Here is a 15,063-nt window from a genome sequence, read left to right as displayed (position 1 = left end):
CTTACGCCAGGGACTTCACCGGCCGGGCAGGTGTCCCGACACAGACACTGTTGTCCGGCAGGTCATGCACCACCACACTGCCTGCCCCCACCACCACGTTATTGCCGAGGGTCACGCCGGGGCAGAGGGTAACATGGGCACCCAGCCAGACATCATCCCCAATCGTAATCGGTTTGACGTACTCTTCGCCGGTGGCGCGCCGCGTCTTATCCAGCGGGTGCCCGGCAGTGGCGATCACTACATTGGGCGCGATAAACACATTTTTCCCGATGATAACGGGCGCGCCGTCCAGGATGGTCAGCCCGTGGTTGGCGTAGAAGTTGTCACCTATTTGTATGTTGTAACCATAATCCACATACAGCGGCGGCTCGATCCAGAATTTCCCGTCAAAACGAATCAACACGGCCAGCAATGCCTCGCGCCCGGCCAGATCGTCCGTATCGTGCTGGTTGATCTGCTGGCAGGCCTTTTTCGCCCGTTTGCGATCCTGCGACAGTACCGGGTCACAGGCCTGATAGGGTTCCCCCGCCAGCATCTTCTCTTTTTCCGTTCTCATCCTTGTTACTCCACGTGATAAAGGTTTCGCTGTTATAACCGGTAACACAGCGGCTGTCATGCCGGCAGCTTGACCCGCCGGAAATGTGCAGGCTACAGTGCCCTGCCCAATGACAAGGATGCCGCCGATGAAAACCCTGCCCTCTCCCGCACTGACGCCGCCGCGCGCGACGCTGATTGGCCTGATTGCGATCCTGCTCTGGAGCATGGCCGTGGGGCTGATCCGCAGCGTCACAGAACAGCTCGGCACCACCTCCGGTGCAGCATTGATCTACAGCGTCAGTGCGCTGTTGCTGGTCGCGGTGAAAGGCTGGCCGCGCCCCAGGGAGCTGCCGCGCCGTTACCTCTGGCTGGGTGGTTCGCTGTTTATCGCCTATGAGGCGCTGCTGGCGCTGGCGATCGGCATGGCGCACAGCCGCAGCCAGTCACTGGAGATCGGCATGATCAACTACCTCTGGCCCTGCCTGACGCTGGTGTTCGCGGTGCTGTTCAGCGGCCAGCGCACCCGTTTCTGGCTATGGCCCGGCGCGCTGCTCTCTTTCGCCGGGGTCGTCTGGGTCATGAAAGGTGACGGCAACGGCTCACCGCAGCAGATGCTGGCGAATATCATGGATAACCCGGTGGCGTATGGGCTGGCGCTGCTGGCCGCGCTGTTGTGGGCCACCTATTGCACCGTGGCGCGGCGTGATGGCGGCGGCAAGAGTGGCGTGACGCTGTTTTTCCTCGGCACCGCGCTGGTGTTGTGGCTGAAATATGCCTTTACCCAGGAACCTGAATGGCACATGACCTTCAGCGGAACCTGGCAACTGCTGCTGTTGGGGGCCGCCACCGCGACTGCCTACAGTTGCTGGAATACCGGCATCCAGCATGGCAACCTGACGCTGCTGGCTACCGCCTCCTATTTCACGCCGGTCTTGTCGGCGCTGGTCTCCTGTTTCTGGCTGGGGCTGGTGCCGGGCATAGGGTTCTGGCAAGGGGTGGTGATGGTGACCGCCGGGTCGCTGATCTGCTGGCGGGCCACCGCCTGAAGTTAATGCCGCTTACTGCTTGTTATTGCAATTGATTAGCGGCCCACCCTGGCGGGTATTTCCCGACAGCCCTCTTTTCCGGCGTTCGCCTGAGACTCTTTATATCAATAATCCTGACGTTCCACTCAGGCGTGCGGCTGTGCCATAAAGGCAGAATGCTTCACCATGGTATTCCGGTTAACCTGAATTGATAAGAAATATAAAACATTTGTGGTCTGACACCTGCCGGTGTAAATGGCAGGAATAATGCGCTATCTGGTTATTATTAATATGAATTTAGTCCACATCATTACTATCAGTGATATATATTTATCATCAATGCATTGCTTACATAAATATTTCACCTTATTTCACCGTGCCTGATGGCTAAAAAGCAGTTACATTGCAATTAATCCCCTCCAAAAAATCCGTTGCGTAATTATCCTAAAAATTAGCCCGGATTTTTCAGACAACATGTGTTTACTTATTAAGTATTCATTCTTGAATATTAGTTATTCTATTGATATTAGTAGCAATTTACCTAAATTAAAATTTAAGATGATTCTTATTTAAGATTGGTTTTATTTTTATCGACTTAATTAAAGAAACCCGCTATTGCGCCGCAAATGGAAATCTTTACACTTTTATGGGTTAACTCAGGCGAGGAATTTATCATGGCAGTAAATAAGCGCTTCGATGCGCTGGACAGCTTTCGTGGCCTGTGTGCCATATCGGTGGTTATCTATCACGTGAATATGGCAGGCAGCCTGACCGAACTCTCTTTCTTTCGCGGCAGTCACCTGCTGGTAGATTTTTTCTTTGTATTGAGCGGGTTTGTGCTGGCTCATGGGTATGGATTTAAAAGCGGCCTTCGCTTTAAGGACTTTTTTATATCCCGCACCTTCAGGATTTTCCCGCTGCATGTGTTTATGCTCGGCGTGTTTATCCTGCTGGAAGTCGGGAAGTGGCTGGCCTATAAAAAAGGGTTCATGTTTAACAGCGTTCCCTTTACCGGCGTGACCGCACCGCATGAGATCCTGCCTAACCTGGTTCTGGTGCAGTCCTGGACAACGCTGACCAACCCGCTCAGCTATAACTTCCCGGCCTGGAGCATCAGCGTTGAGTATTACATGTATATGATTTTCTTTGCGCTGACGATGCTGCGCGGGGCCGGCAAATACCTGGCATGGGCCGCCCTTTCCCTGTCAGCGCTCTACCTGCTGCTGACTAACCACCATGGCCTGACGGAAGAGGTACTGCGCGGGTTAAGCTGCTTCTTTGGCGGGTCACTGACGTATGCCCTTTATCGCCGCGTGGCGGATAACATTAACCTGAGTTATACCCTCGCCTCCCTGGTGGAGATCGTGGTGCTGGTGGCGGCGATTACGGTAGTCGCCCTGCCGGTGCCGGAAAAAACCCTGACCTGTATTCTGCTGTTTTGCCTCTGCGTATTTACCTTCTCCCTTGAGCAGGGCGCGGTATCGCAACTGATGAAACGGCCGTTTTTCCTGCGGATGGGGGTGCTCTCCTATTCCATCTATATGACGCATGCAGCCATCCTTTTCTGCTTGATTTCACTGATGATCGTAATGCAAAAAGTCACGGGCTGGCACATTGCGCCGATGGTCGGTGACAAGCGGTACCTCGATTTCGGCAGCGCATTGATGAACAACGTGGCGCTGCTGGCGATCCTGGCATTGGTTATCTTTGTTGCCGGCATCACCAACCGACGTATTGAGAAGCACTGGCAACAGATTGGCCGGTCACTCACCCAGAGTTATGCCCTCCGACGTGCTGAAAAATAATAATAATATCCCCTTCTGACTGGCCCCTCCGGGGGCCTTTTTTTTGCCCGCGTCCCACTCTGAGGCTTTTCTGATTCCTCACCTTTTTATGACAATTCTTAAATATTTGTAATCTCAGTATGTTTACATTCATGCGTTTGCCTAATTTGTCAGCCAATGTAAAGGAACGCAGTATGAAAGCACCAAAGAACTGGTCCCCGGAACTGGAAGGTCTGCGGGGCCTGGCCTCTCTGTGGGTTTTGCTGGGCCACATCTGCATTTTGATAAACTTCTCTTTCCCCCTGCTCTCAGACCCCAGTATGGGCGTTGACCTGTTTATCCTGCTTTCCGGCTTCCTGATGGCGAAAAACTATCAGGAGCGCCGTGACGCAGAACCCTGGACCGACGCCGCCACCTTTAAAAAATTCTGGTTACGGCGCTATTTCCGTATCGCGCCGCTCTACTATGTGCTGCTGGTGGTGGCGATTGGCTTCGGCCCCTACTTCGGGGAGATGCGCAACGTTATTTCGTCGTTCTACCCGGCCACGGCTACCGAGGTGTCTCGTTACGCGGATCAGTCATTCGGTAACCTGGCAACCCATGTGCTGTTCCTGTTTGGTTTCCTGCCGCACTACGCGTTTAATACCGTGCTGCCGGACTGGAGCATCGGGCTGGAGATGCAGTACTACGCCCTGTTCCCCTTCATCATGCTGGCCATTATGCGTTTCGGTTACCCCGCAACCTGCCTGGTGCTGATGCTGGCCGGTATTGCGCTGAAATTTGCCCTGCCGGCCTATGTGGACGCGTTTAAAATGCCGTCGCTGATTTTCCTGAAGCTGCATATGTTTGTGGCCGGGATGTTAATCTCCGAAGCCGTGCGGCGTATGCAGGTACGTTACCTGCTGCTGGCACTGCTGGCACCGGTCATCAGTATTTTCCTGACCATCGGCTGGCATAAGGTGCGTATCGGCGTGGAAGCCATCATGATCCTGCTGATGGCCGCCATCCTGTGGAAATTCCGCGCCGGCAGTATGATGGCAAACATCATGGCCTTGCCTAAGCGCCTTCTTACCTTGCGCTTCAGTACCTTCCTCGGCGACGTCTCCTATTCGGTGTATATGCTGCACCTGCTGATTGTGATCCCGGCCTGCGGCCTGTTGCTGAGCCACACGGCGCTGGCACAGCAGAGCGCCGTGCTGCGGTTCCTGGAAGTTGCCGCGCTCTGCTTGCCGGTGACATATCTGCTGGCCATGCTGCTCTATAAAGGTGTGGAAAAACCGGGCATTAAGCTGGGGAAATATGTGCTGAAGCAGAACAAAGCAGAACCCCGCATTGAGCCGCTGGCCTGATACCCGCCGCGGCCGGGCAACCGGCTGCGGCATAGCGGTACAGGTGGGTAGTTGAGGGAGATTGACCTAAGATTTATCTTAATAAAAAACACAGATTGCTTAACTGTCACGCCACGGAACGATTACACTTATCTAAGAATAGTCTGAGAGAGGTGAATGCTATGGCACTGTTTATCTTCATATTGTGCAACGTGGCACTGGTGCTTGCATCGATGCAAGTGCGTAACTGATGCATGCGGCGGCCCGATGTTTCATCCCGGCAGATCCGTCCCCCTGAGCCCGGCCTTAACCCGCCGGGCTTTTTATTGGGTGGAACCGCGTAAAACAGGATGAGGCGGCTACAACGGTTGTGCAGCCGGTACCTGATGGTGAAACACGTAAGGGTCAGAGATGAGCTCAAACTGTTCATCATCCGGGTAGGTCACCGCCACCTCATATGCTTCCCCGGCAAACGCACGGACGGCGGCCAGATCGCGCCAGTAGGTCGCCAGGAAAAAGTGCATATACCCCTCCTGGGCTTCCTGACGAACAAACGCACCGCAACACCCCTCAATGCCCTGTGCATGGTTAACGCCGGTTAATTGTAAATGGTGGGCAAATCCTGCTGCATGTTGTCGCGGCACACACCCGTGCCAGGTTCGGCAAATCATCACTTTCCTCGCATAATTACTTAAGTAAGATGCATAACTATTATTTGATTAAGGTAGCAAAATCAATCACTGTGCGGTTAAAAAGCATTGAAAAGCATCGCTGAGCACTTATGCTGTCAGCTACTAACCGGGGAGACACAGGCATGCTGCTCTACCATTACACCAATCAGGCGGGCTTTCTCGGCATTATGGAGAGCGGCACCCTGTGGGCGACTAAAATTCAATATCTCAATGACAATAAAGAGTTTTTCCTTGCCCTGAGCATTGCAGACGAGATTCTGAAAGAACGGTTACGCACTGAGATCAACCGGGACGTGGTGATCCGCCTGATTCGTTTCCGTGAGGCGCTGCCCCGGATGAATGACGTCAATGTGTGCGTCTGCTCCCTGTCAGAGAACGGCGACTTACTCAGCCAATGGCGCGGCTATGCCTCCGGGCTGGGCGGTTATTCGATTGGGTTTGACTATGAGGCGCTGAAAACCGGCTTTAACCGGCATGACTATGTGCTGATGAAGTGCTGTTACCAGCCGCAAGAGCATGAAGATTTTATCAATAACGTCATCGATACCATTCTGATGATGTTTGAAGGGCAGCCGGAACCGGATCATGCGGAGATAGAGAAGCCTTCCGCCGCCTCGCGCCTGTTTCAGGAGCATCTCTCTTGCGTGGCAGCGGTATTGAAAGACAGCAGTTTCAGTGAAGAGGCCGAATGGCGCGCGATCTCCCGCCGCTCGCTCAGCCCGGCTGAACTGGCCTTCCGCCCCGGCCACTCGACCCTGACGCCTTACCACAAACTGCCGTTCGACAACCGGCAAAATGGCTGCGTGCGGGAAGTGATTGTCGGCCATACGCCCAACAGCGATCTGGCCATCGCGGCCACTCATACCCTGATGCAAAAGATGGGGCTTCAGGTCGCCCTGCACGCCAGCCAGATACCGTTCAGGAACTGGTGATGCCGGCGGCCACCTTTTGAGTGAGTCGCCCTATTTACTTTAATAAAAAAGCCGCCTGGGGGCGGCTTAACATTCTTTATTTTGATTTATGGTGTCTGACAAACAATGAATTGCAGTATGGGCATATCATGGTTTGTTCCCGGGATATCTTAGTTATTGATTGTTTGGATGATTTCCCACATATCGGACACCGGGCAGTAGAGGTAGCGTTCGCGATATGATCCATTAAGCGGCTGAGATAGGACATAGTGTTCGGCCTTTTTACTGAATGAGACCTATCATAACACCGGTGTCTATTTTTTACCCAAAAACCCTATTATTAATGCGTTATTTGCAAATTATTTATGCAGGGTAACGAAGCCCTGCTCGGCAGAATTCACGCTGCTGTAAAAGACCGGATATAGCATTTCGGACATTTTTCGGACAACCAAAAAAAATCCTTTGCAAATCAAAGGAATAAAAAAAGACCGAATACGATTCCTATATTCGGTCTAGGGAAATGGCTCTTGGGAGAGAGCCGTGCGCTAAAAGTTGGCATTAATGCAGGCTGTTATGCCTTGCACTTTAAAGCGTAGTCGACGCAGGTGATTTTTCCAGCAGCCTCACCGGGCAGTGAGAGTGACAGCCGGGCAGGAATTCACTTTTGTGATAACAGTCCCAAAACAAGCCCTTAACACTGGCGCTCTGCCATTTCCCTGACTTTTTATTACGCCGCCCCCTTTACTCGCACAGGGTCAGGGCCTTCTGCTGTACAGCGGCCAGACTCATTTTCTGCCCCGGATGCCCGGGATCATCAAGCTGGATAATGGCGATCGGCTTCGCCTGAGTTTTTCCCGCTTTGACTTCCGCCTCAGCGACCTCGTTCAGCGGGTACTGCACCAGCGTACTGTCGTTGATGGCATAAAGCGCATGGCCGGCGCGGCACTGCAACATCACTTCCTCACGGGTGAACGGCCATGCCTTGCCGAACTGGAAGCGGCTCACGGTCACAATATCGGCGGCAACTGCACTGCTGCACACACCGGCCAACACCAGGGAGAGGATTACTTTTTTCATCAGGGAGTCCTTTACTCTATCCAAATCAGAAACTTAGCTTACCGCCACCGGCTCCAGGGTCGCAAAAATACTGACCAGCAGGACAACCAGTAACGAAAGCCCGAGCAGCAGTGCGGTTGCGCGCACCACACCACGCTGTGCCTGGTCCGGCGACGCCGTAAAACGCGGCACAATACGGTAACGGTTATACAACGCCACCGCGACCATCACCGCCACCAGCGCCATTTTAGCCAGCAGCAACATCTGGTAAGGCGAATGGCGGTCAAACGGCCAGCCCTGCACAATCAGCCAGGTGTCGATAAGCCCGGTGGCAATCACCAGCGCCACGGTCAGATGGCCGAACGTTGAGAAACGCAGTAAGCAGCGGATCGCCTCCTGACGCCACGGCCCGCGCCGGCTGAAACGCAGGCAGGTGAGTAACGGCAGCAAGCTGCCAAACCAGTAGGCGGCAGAGAGCAGATGCAACGTATGGTTGACGCGCTGGGCAAGCCCGGCCGCGCCTTCACGCATCGCGGCGTGGCCGACGCTCCCCAGCCCCACCAGCAGCACGGTGGCCGCCAGCAGAATCAGCCTGTCGCGCATGCGGTCAGCCGGCAGCAACAGGCTCAGAAGTAATAAGGCGGCAAACAGCAGATGCCAGCGCCACACCTGCCCAAAGGCCGTGTCCAGCACCGCAACCCAGATGGGAAACGCGGTCACATCCTCCCAGCCTTCGCCCATCAGCCCGCCCTGCACCGCCACCATCAGGCAGGCGGTCAACAAGGTCATCAGGCCCGCCCACCCTTGCCAGTAACGCAGGCGTTGCAGCAATACCGCGCCAAACGGTGCAGGTGCAAGAAGATGGGTAAACACACTGATACCGAACAGCTGCATGACCGCCAGAAAATGCACGAAGCGGCATATTATCCAGAGCAGGGAAAGCGTACTCATTTTACCGTGAAACGGTAAGTCCCCTGGGTACGGTGCCCATCCACAGAGACGACCTTCCACACCACCTGATAATCCCCGGCGGGGAGCGCCTTATCCAGCGGTACCCGTAAACGCGTGTTATCGCCGTTGTCGCTGCTCAGTACCGCGGACGGCACCGTGACCTGCAGCGGGCCAACCAGGCGGATGCGGCTGAAGCGGGGTTCAACCCCTTCGGTGAAGGTTAACACCAGCTGTTGCGGGCTTCCCTGCACCAGAGCATTGGCGGCAGGTGCTGAAGAGACAAGGTGGGCATGGGCCAGCGCCGCGGGGGCGATAGCAGCGGTTAACAGGAAAGCGCATAACACACGAAGACAAAGGAACGTTTTTGGCATAACAGGCGTCTCTCAGGCTGCGGGGCAAAATTTGCGCCTACTTTACCCGATTCAGCCAGCGAGATGTTGCAAAAAATGCATTGAGTTATCGCGCAGTGGTGAAAATATGTGACGTTTGAAAACGCCATAAAAAAGGCCCGTACCGGAGTGCAGGCCAATACGTACGCGCAAACTTTTTATGCCGCCGGATCGCTGTCCGCCGTCATGTTTTTTAATTCTTTATCGATAATAAACAAGCCGTTGCCGGTATTGCTTACCATGCCCAGTTTGTCGAGCACAGATTTGAACAGTTTTTCTTCTTCATGCTGTTCAGCCACATACCATTGCAGGAAGTGGAACGTGGAGTAGTCCTGCAAGGTCATGGCCAGATGAGCCAGCTCGTTGATCTTGCGGGTGATAAACTGCTCATGTTCGTATGTCAGGGTGAAAACATCCGCCAGGGAGGCAAACTCTACCGGCGGCGCGGCGATGGTGCCGAGCAGCGGCAGGGCGCCGGTATCACTGACATAGTCAAACAGACGCTGCATATGTTCCATCTCTTCGCGTGAATGCGATTTCAGGAACGCGGCCGCCCCTTCGAACCCTTTATCACTGCACCAGGCGCTCATTTGCAGGTAGAGATTGGCAGAATAGAACTCCAGGTTCAGTTGCTCGTTAAGCTGGCTGACCATTTCTGGCTTTAACATAGGCATATCCTTATAAATGACAGGCGAAGACATATTTAATAATTTCCTGCATTATGAAGACATCCCTTTAAATTATAAACAGCAATTTTAACAAACACAGCATAATTAATTTATCACTATGATAGTCATGACTATTTTTTAAATAAACCCAACCCAAGATACTGCTCTGAAATCTATTTAATGATAACTGTTTTCATCCATAAAATAGAGTAAGACGAATCGTTCTTATTTATATTTTTACTTTATTGCCTTCAATGCCCGATGGCCGGTATGCCCGCAAGGCACACGCCGCCTTGCCATTTCCATGGGCTTGCTTTATTTTTGCCGCAGCATAACCAACGCCCGGCAGGAGAGAATGATGGGATACAATCTGGCTGACCTGACGCCCGACGAGAAGAACCGGATCAATGTGGATTTGGCTGCGTCCGGCGTCGCCTTTAAAGAGCGTTACAATATGCCGGTGGTGCCTGAACTGGTTGAGCGTGAACAACCGGAAGCGCTGCGTGACTACTTCCGTGAACGGGTGGCGTTCTACCGGAGTGAGTCGCACAAGTACTCACGCCTGCCTTACGAACCCAAAATGAAGTAAGCGTGCCCCGGCCGGAGCCGGGCGCTACGCCTCGCCGGCAAACTGCTCAGTCGCGCGGATCAGGCGGTCCAGAATGCCCGGTTCATCAAAAGAGTGTCCTGCCCCTTCAATAATATGCAGTTCTGCCTCCGGCCAGCGTGCGGCCAGATCCCAGGCGTTCTGCACCTGGCAGGCCATATCATAGCGCCCATGCACAATGACCCCAGGAATATGGCGGATGCGGGTCACGTTCTCCAGCAACTGATCGTCGCGTTCCAGAAAGCCGCCATGGCTGAAATAGTGGTTTTCAATGCGGGCAAATGCCAGCGCAAATTCATCCTCACCAAACGAGGCGGCATTCACCGCCGGCATCAGCGTCACGGTCTCCCCTTCCCACAGGCTCCAGAGGCGCGCCGCCTCCAGCTGCACCACCGGATCATTGCCGGTCAGGCGACGGCGGTAAGCGCCAATTACATCCTGCCGTTCCTCTTCAGACAGAATCGAGAGGACGCGCTGCCACTTATCCGGGAAGAAGCGTGAGGCACCGTCCTGATAGTACCAGTCCAGCTCCTGCCGCCGCAGGGTGAAGATGCCGCGCAGCACCAGTTCACTGACGCGCTCAGGATGGGTCTGGGCATAGGCCAGGCCCAGCGTAGAGCCCCAGGAGCCGCCAAATACCAGCCACTGTTCTGCCCCGGCCATTTCCCGCAACTTCTCCATGTCGTCGATCAGGTGCCAGGTGGTGTTGTTGTCCAGGCTGGCATGGGGTCGTGAGCGGCCACAGCCACGCTGGTCAAACAGCGTGACGTTATAGCGCGCCGGATCAAACAGCTGACGATGAAGAGGCGAACAGCCGCCTCCCGGCCCGCCATGAATAAACACCGCAGGCTTACCTGCCGGGTTACCGCTGCGCTCCCAGTAAACCTGGTGCCCGTCGCCGGTGTTCAGCCACCCGCTGGCGTAAGCTTTGATGGGCGGATATAAGCCCTTTAATACCGTCATCTGCTGTCCCGATCTGCCTGATCCCAAGGTTTACTAAAACCGATTGTTATATTTGCGTCAATGAATTAGCGCTATTGTGTAGTAATTCCGGTTTTTTTGACCATTTTCCCACCACTGTTGCGCTACATTTTGTTCAAAAAGAGTTCTTAAAAAAAAACAGATGCTTTTAAAAATTTTGGTTAATAGCGCTTGAAAAATTTTCTTAATCAGCTGTTAATAAGGGTGCATACCAACCCAGTCACCGGTACAGAGAGGCCACCATGAGTAAGGGAATGGATAGCAAAAAAAATGCGAAGAAGAAGCCGTTGAAAACCCCAGCTGAAAAGCGGGCGGATAAACGTTCAAAAAAGGCGCATCCGCAAGAATGAGTCCGGCTGAACCGCGTACTTAAACCCGCTCAGGCGGGTTTTTTTATTGTCTCTGATATCAAAAGGATTGAGTGCATGAGTCGGATTGTTATTGCAGCGGCACAATATTGCAGCGTGCCATGTGATATCGAGAAAAATGTCTCGTTACATCGCGAGTTTATTGCTCTGGCCGCCGAAGAGCAGGTCAACCTGTTGATTTTTCCTGAATTGTCGATTACCGGCTATGAAATTGCCCATGCACCGGAACTGGCCCTGATGCTTGGCGATCCACGCCTTGAGGCGCTGCGTGATGATGCACGGCAGCATAAGATGACCATTGTCTTCGGTGCGCCGATTATTACCGATGAGCAGGGTACCTGCTGCATCGGCGCAGTGACCTGTGAGGCCGACGGCACCCTCTATGCCTATACCAAGCAGCACCTGGCCGGGAATGAACCGGACTATTTCTCTCAGGGTGAAGGCGGCCCGCTGGTGAATGTACAGGGCTACCCGGTGGGGCTGGCGATCTGTGCTGACGTGCGCGTGCCGTCCCACCCGGCTCAGGCGGCCCTTTCCGGCGCGCAGATTTATACCGCCAGCGTGCTCTTTTCCGAAGAGGGTTACCATGACGACACCCAAAGCCTGGAAACCTACGCCCGGCAGCATCAGATGGCGGTGCTGATGGCTAACCACGGTGGCCATACCGGTGGCTGGCAACCGGCCGGCAAAAGTGCCATCTGGGCCGAAAATGGCCATTGTATTGCCCGTGCACCCAGCCACGGCAATGCGCTGGTGGTAGGTACCCGCCACCAGAATCAGTGGCAAGGCCATGTCTTATCATTAGGGTAATTGACCCCTACCCAAAGGAGCGCCTAGGATGCTGCGAGTTATTGATACTGAAACCTGTGGCCTGGATGGCGGCGTTGTTGAGATCGCGTCAGTAGATCTGGTCGCAGGAGAGATTGTTAACCCGATGAGCGATCTGATTTCCCCCGATCGTCCGATCAGTATTGAGGCGATGGCGATACACCACATCACCGAAGAGATGGTCGAGGGTAAACCCCGGATTGCGAAAGTGATCGGCCGTTACCACGGCAGCCCCTATTATGTGGCGCACAATGCCGCCTTTGACCGCGCCATGTTACCGGAAATGCATGGGCGCTGGATCTGTACCGTAAAATTGGCCCGGCAGGCGTTTCCCGGCCTGAAATACAGTAACCAGCATTTACGTTACGCCTTGCGGCTGAAGGTTGAGGTGCCGGAGGGGCTTTACCCGCACCGTGCGCTGTATGACAGCTATGTCACGGCCGCGCTGTTGCAGCGCATTATGCAGGAGACCGGCTGGAGCGCGGAGGAGATGGCGGACATCACGGAACAGCCGGTACTGCTGCGCACCATGAAATTCGGTAAATACCGTGGCCGCCCGATTGAAACCGTGGCCCAGGAAGATCCCGCCTATTTACGCTGGATGCTGAAATCCATTGACGATCTCAGCCCCGATATGCGCTATACGCTGAATCACTATCTGGCCCCGTGAGGGGTGCCCAGGATCTGCTGCACGCAACGGGCCTGGCCGGCGTTCTGCCTGACCGGCCAGGCCCGTTGCCCTTCTGACAGCGGCCGTTACCCGGCCTGAACATACCTGCGGCGGCGCAGCCTGCCCCGCCGCACTGCCTTAACCCTGGGCGTCGTTCAGTGCCAGCACGAACGCATACTCCATCGCAATATCCTCATAGGCCTTGAAGCGGCCCGATTTACCGCCATGCCCGGCATCCATGTCGGTGTACATCAGCAGTTGGTTATTGTCCGTTTTCATCTCACGCAGTTTTGCCACCCACTTGGCCGGCTCCCAGTACTGTACCTGTGAGTCATGCAACCCGGTGGTGACCAGCATATGCGGATAAGCTTTGGCGGTGATCTGGTCATAGGGGCTGTATGCCAGCATGCAGCGGTAATAGGCTTCCTGATTCGGGTTACCCCACTCATCATATTCGCCGGTGGTGAGAGGAATGCTTTCATCAAGCATCGTCGTCACCACATCCACAAACGGCACCTGCGCCACAATGCCGTGATAAAGATCCCCGGCCTGGTTAATCACCGCACCCATCAGCAACCCACCAGCGCTGCCGCCCATGGCATAGACCTTGTCAGCGTGGCCGTATTGCTGCTCTACCAGTGCGCGGGTGACGTCAATAAAGTCATGGAAGGTGTTCATCTTATTGAACAACTTGCCGTCCTCGTACCACTGTTGGCCCAGTTCGCCGCCGCCGCGGATATGGGCCAGCGCAAAGACAAACCCGCGGTCGAGCAGGCTGAGGCGGCTGGCGCTGAATGACGGATCCATGCTGCTGCCGTAGGAGCCGTAACCGTAAATCATCAAGGGGTTGTTGCCGGCGGTGAACCGGTCACGCCGGTACACCAGTGAGACCGGCACTTTCACGCCGTCGCGCGCCGTCACCCACACCCGTTCACTGGCATAGTGATTGCTGTCGAAATCTTTGACCTCCTGCTGTTTCAGCAGGGCGCGCTCGCCGGTGTCCATGTTGACCTCAAACATCGAGGCCGGCGTGGTCATCGAGGAGTAGCCATAACGCAGCAGAGACGTCTCCGGTTCCGGGTTATAGGCCAGCCAGGTGACATAAGTCGGGTCATCAAAGCGGATCTCTTTCTGTTCGCCGCTCTGCCAGTGGATCTGGCGCAAATGGGTCAGCCCTTCGCTACGCTCCTCCACCACCAGCCAGTCACGGAACAGGCTGAAGCCCTCCAGCATCACGGTATCACGCGGCGGGATCACCGCCTGCCACTGCGCCTCCTCCGGCTGATCTGCCTGATAGAGCCCGAAGTTTTTACCGTCTTTATTGGAACGGATATAGAAACGGCCCTGATAGTGATCCAGCGCATACTCATGGTCACGGCGGCGCGGCACAAACACCTGCGGCGTCGCGTCAGGCTGGTCAGCATCCAGTAACAGGATTTCCGACGTAGTGGTACTGCTGAGGTGGATCAGGATAAAGCGTTCGGAGGTGGTTTTCTCCAGGCCCACATAGAAGGTGTCATCCTGCTCCTGATAGATCAGGGTATCGTCGGCCGGATCGCTGCCCACGGTATGGCGGTAAACCTGATAAGGCAGCAGGGTTTTGTCATGTTTACGCACGTAATAGAGCGTGCGGGCGTCATTGGCCCATTCAAAACTGGCGGAGGTGTTGGTGATCACCTCATCGGCCCATTCGTCACTGCCGATCTGTTTGATGCGGATGTCGTACTGGCGGCGGGAGAGGAAATCCTCTGCCAGTGCCAGTTGGCGGTTGTCCGGGCTGACTTCCATCGCGCCCAGCGTATAGAATTCGTGCCCTTGTGCACGCACGTTAGCATCAAGCAGGACGTCCCACTCTGCGGCTGTGCCGGCCGGCTGGCGCAGGTAAATGGGGTACTCGTTGCCGGGCTGGTAGCGGGTCTGGTAACGGAAGCCGTGGCGCACATAGGGCACTGAGGCATCTTCTTGCGGGATGCGGTCAACCATTTCCTGATACAGCGCTTCACGCAGGGGATGATAGGGCTGCATGGCTTGCGCCGTATAGGCATTCTCTGCCGTCAGGTAGTCCAGCACCTCGGGTTGTGTGCGGTCATCGTCACGCAGCCAGTAATAATTATCGATCCGGGTATCGCCGTGGACGGTAATCGGATGGGGGCGTTTCTCTGCTTTTGGTGGTGTGGTCATGAACTGATCCCTGGCACTGCCATTATGAACCGACTGAAAAAATACGGGGCGCGGGCGACAGGCGTCCCCGGAGTCTGCACGGTCATC

16 protein-coding genes are annotated in these 15,063 nt (G+C 54.9%); 7 read left to right on the top strand and 9 right to left on the bottom strand.

From position 1 onward, the window contains the following. Nucleotide 1: 1 nt before the first annotated feature. A complete protein-coding gene (locus CYR55_RS01420) occupies nucleotides 2–556 on the bottom strand; it encodes a sugar O-acetyltransferase (protein WP_101814379.1) in 555 nt (184 codons plus the stop codon). A 127-nt stretch (nucleotides 557–683) separates the two neighbouring features. Between CYR55_RS01420 and yddG the strand changes: the two genes are divergently transcribed. The 3 genes from yddG (at nucleotide 684) to CYR55_RS01405 (ending at nucleotide 4,695) form a co-directional block, all read left to right on the top strand. Further along, complete coding sequence (gene yddG / locus CYR55_RS01415; RefSeq protein WP_101814378.1) at nucleotides 684–1,583, top strand: aromatic amino acid DMT transporter YddG; 900 nt, start codon at nucleotides 684–686, stop codon at nucleotides 1,581–1,583. 653 nt (nucleotides 1,584–2,236) lie between these two features. Next, the gene (locus CYR55_RS01410) at nucleotides 2,237–3,367 is read left to right on the top strand and encodes an acyltransferase family protein (protein ID WP_165699504.1); all 1,131 of its coding nucleotides are present in this window, start codon (nucleotides 2,237–2,239) and stop codon (nucleotides 3,365–3,367) included. 173 nt (nucleotides 3,368–3,540) lie between these two features. Continuing rightward, the gene (locus CYR55_RS01405; protein WP_101814376.1) at nucleotides 3,541–4,695 is read left to right on the top strand and encodes an acyltransferase family protein; all 1,155 of its coding nucleotides are present in this window, start codon (nucleotides 3,541–3,543) and stop codon (nucleotides 4,693–4,695) included. 338 nt (nucleotides 4,696–5,033) lie between these two features. Here CYR55_RS01405 and CYR55_RS01400 read toward each other — a convergent pair whose 3' ends face one another. Beyond that, nucleotides 5,034–5,345, bottom strand: coding sequence for a hypothetical protein (locus CYR55_RS01400; protein WP_101814375.1), 312 nt, complete (start codon nucleotides 5,343–5,345; stop codon nucleotides 5,034–5,036). Between the two features lie 143 nt (nucleotides 5,346–5,488). Here CYR55_RS01400 and CYR55_RS01395 point away from each other — a divergent pair, with 143 nt between their 5' ends. Beyond that, nucleotides 5,489–6,298 carry a DUF2971 domain-containing protein gene (locus tag CYR55_RS01395; RefSeq protein ID WP_165699503.1) on the top strand — a complete coding sequence of 270 codons (810 nt, stop codon included), beginning with the start codon at nucleotides 5,489–5,491 and terminating at the stop codon, nucleotides 6,296–6,298. A gap of 76 nt (nucleotides 6,299–6,374) precedes the next feature. On the opposite strand, the gene CYR55_RS23875 is transcribed toward CYR55_RS01395, so the two are convergent. The 5 genes from CYR55_RS23875 to ftnA all read right to left on the bottom strand — a co-directional run bounded on the left by CYR55_RS23875 (nucleotide 6,375) and on the right by ftnA (nucleotide 9,341). Then, nucleotides 6,375–6,545 (bottom strand): YnfU family zinc-binding protein, encoded by a 171-nt coding sequence (locus CYR55_RS23875; protein ID WP_277622297.1) that lies wholly within the window; start codon nucleotides 6,543–6,545, stop codon nucleotides 6,375–6,377. 473 nt (nucleotides 6,546–7,018) lie between these two features. Then, nucleotides 7,019–7,354 carry a YebY family protein gene (locus tag CYR55_RS01390; RefSeq protein ID WP_101814373.1) on the bottom strand — a complete coding sequence of 112 codons (336 nt, stop codon included), beginning with the start codon at nucleotides 7,352–7,354 and terminating at the stop codon, nucleotides 7,019–7,021. 33 nt (nucleotides 7,355–7,387) lie between these two features. After that, nucleotides 7,388–8,284, bottom strand: coding sequence for a copper homeostasis membrane protein CopD (gene copD, locus CYR55_RS01385; protein ID WP_101814372.1), 897 nt, complete (start codon nucleotides 8,282–8,284; stop codon nucleotides 7,388–7,390). Beyond that, the gene (gene copC / locus CYR55_RS01380; RefSeq protein WP_101814371.1) at nucleotides 8,281–8,655 is read right to left on the bottom strand and encodes a copper homeostasis periplasmic binding protein CopC; all 375 of its coding nucleotides are present in this window, start codon (nucleotides 8,653–8,655) and stop codon (nucleotides 8,281–8,283) included. The genes copD and copC overlap by 4 nt, the downstream gene beginning before the upstream one ends. Nucleotides 8,656–8,831: 176 nt before the next feature. After that, complete coding sequence (gene ftnA, locus CYR55_RS01375) at nucleotides 8,832–9,341, bottom strand: non-heme ferritin (protein ID WP_101814370.1); 510 nt, start codon at nucleotides 9,339–9,341, stop codon at nucleotides 8,832–8,834. A gap of 358 nt (nucleotides 9,342–9,699) precedes the next feature. Between ftnA and CYR55_RS01370 the strand changes: the two genes are divergently transcribed. Then, nucleotides 9,700–9,930 (top strand): DNA polymerase III subunit theta, encoded by a 231-nt coding sequence (locus CYR55_RS01370; protein ID WP_101814369.1) that lies wholly within the window; start codon nucleotides 9,700–9,702, stop codon nucleotides 9,928–9,930. A 24-nt stretch (nucleotides 9,931–9,954) separates the two neighbouring features. Here CYR55_RS01370 and pip read toward each other — a convergent pair whose 3' ends face one another. Further along, nucleotides 9,955–10,911: a prolyl aminopeptidase gene (gene pip / locus CYR55_RS01365; protein WP_101814368.1), complete on the bottom strand. Its 957-nt coding sequence runs from the start codon at nucleotides 10,909–10,911 to the stop codon at nucleotides 9,955–9,957. 443 nt (nucleotides 10,912–11,354) lie between these two features. On the opposite strand from pip, the gene CYR55_RS01360 reads away from it, so the two are divergent. Further along, nucleotides 11,355–12,107 carry a carbon-nitrogen hydrolase family protein gene (locus tag CYR55_RS01360; RefSeq protein ID WP_101814367.1) on the top strand — a complete coding sequence of 251 codons (753 nt, stop codon included), beginning with the start codon at nucleotides 11,355–11,357 and terminating at the stop codon, nucleotides 12,105–12,107. A gap of 28 nt (nucleotides 12,108–12,135) precedes the next feature. Then, a complete protein-coding gene (gene exoX / locus CYR55_RS01355) occupies nucleotides 12,136–12,795 on the top strand; it encodes an exodeoxyribonuclease X (protein WP_101814366.1) in 660 nt (219 codons plus the stop codon). 138 nt (nucleotides 12,796–12,933) lie between these two features. Here the strand turns inward: exoX and CYR55_RS01350 are convergent, their stop codons facing one another. Continuing rightward, entirely contained in the window at nucleotides 12,934–14,976 is a 2,043-nt protein-coding gene (locus CYR55_RS01350; RefSeq protein ID WP_101814365.1) for a S9 family peptidase, read from the bottom strand. Nucleotides 14,977–15,063: the final 87 nt, after the last annotated feature.

Source organism: Chimaeribacter californicus (assembly GCF_002858675.1).
Taxonomy (GTDB): domain Bacteria; phylum Pseudomonadota; class Gammaproteobacteria; order Enterobacterales; family Enterobacteriaceae; genus Chimaeribacter; species Chimaeribacter californicus.
This window is presented reverse-complemented; position numbering and strand designations above follow the sequence as displayed.

Coding starts and splice junctions, on each gene's coding strand:
- CYR55_RS01420 (WP_101814379.1), bottom strand. CDS start 556: ATGAGAACGGAAAAAGAGAAGATGCTGGCGGGGGAACCCTATCAGGCC.
- yddG (WP_101814378.1), top strand. CDS start 684: ATGAAAACCCTGCCCTCTCCCGCACTGACGCCGCCGCGCGCGACGCTG.
- CYR55_RS01410 (WP_165699504.1), top strand. CDS start 2,237: ATGGCAGTAAATAAGCGCTTCGATGCGCTGGACAGCTTTCGTGGCCTG.
- CYR55_RS01405 (WP_101814376.1), top strand. CDS start 3,541: ATGAAAGCACCAAAGAACTGGTCCCCGGAACTGGAAGGTCTGCGGGGC.
- CYR55_RS01400 (WP_101814375.1), bottom strand. CDS start 5,345: ATGATTTGCCGAACCTGGCACGGGTGTGTGCCGCGACAACATGCAGCA.
- CYR55_RS01395 (WP_165699503.1), top strand. CDS start 5,489: ATGCTGCTCTACCATTACACCAATCAGGCGGGCTTTCTCGGCATTATG.
- CYR55_RS23875 (WP_277622297.1), bottom strand. CDS start 6,545: ATGTCCTATCTCAGCCGCTTAATGGATCATATCGCGAACGCTACCTCT.
- CYR55_RS01390 (WP_101814373.1), bottom strand. CDS start 7,354: ATGAAAAAAGTAATCCTCTCCCTGGTGTTGGCCGGTGTGTGCAGCAGT.
- copD (WP_101814372.1), bottom strand. CDS start 8,284: ATGAGTACGCTTTCCCTGCTCTGGATAATATGCCGCTTCGTGCATTTT.
- copC (WP_101814371.1), bottom strand. CDS start 8,655: ATGCCAAAAACGTTCCTTTGTCTTCGTGTGTTATGCGCTTTCCTGTTA.
- ftnA (WP_101814370.1), bottom strand. CDS start 9,341: ATGTTAAAGCCAGAAATGGTCAGCCAGCTTAACGAGCAACTGAACCTG.
- CYR55_RS01370 (WP_101814369.1), top strand. CDS start 9,700: ATGGGATACAATCTGGCTGACCTGACGCCCGACGAGAAGAACCGGATC.
- pip (WP_101814368.1), bottom strand. CDS start 10,911: ATGACGGTATTAAAGGGCTTATATCCGCCCATCAAAGCTTACGCCAGC.
- CYR55_RS01360 (WP_101814367.1), top strand. CDS start 11,355: ATGAGTCGGATTGTTATTGCAGCGGCACAATATTGCAGCGTGCCATGT.
- exoX (WP_101814366.1), top strand. CDS start 12,136: ATGCTGCGAGTTATTGATACTGAAACCTGTGGCCTGGATGGCGGCGTT.
- CYR55_RS01350 (WP_101814365.1), bottom strand. CDS start 14,976: ATGACCACACCACCAAAAGCAGAGAAACGCCCCCATCCGATTACCGTC.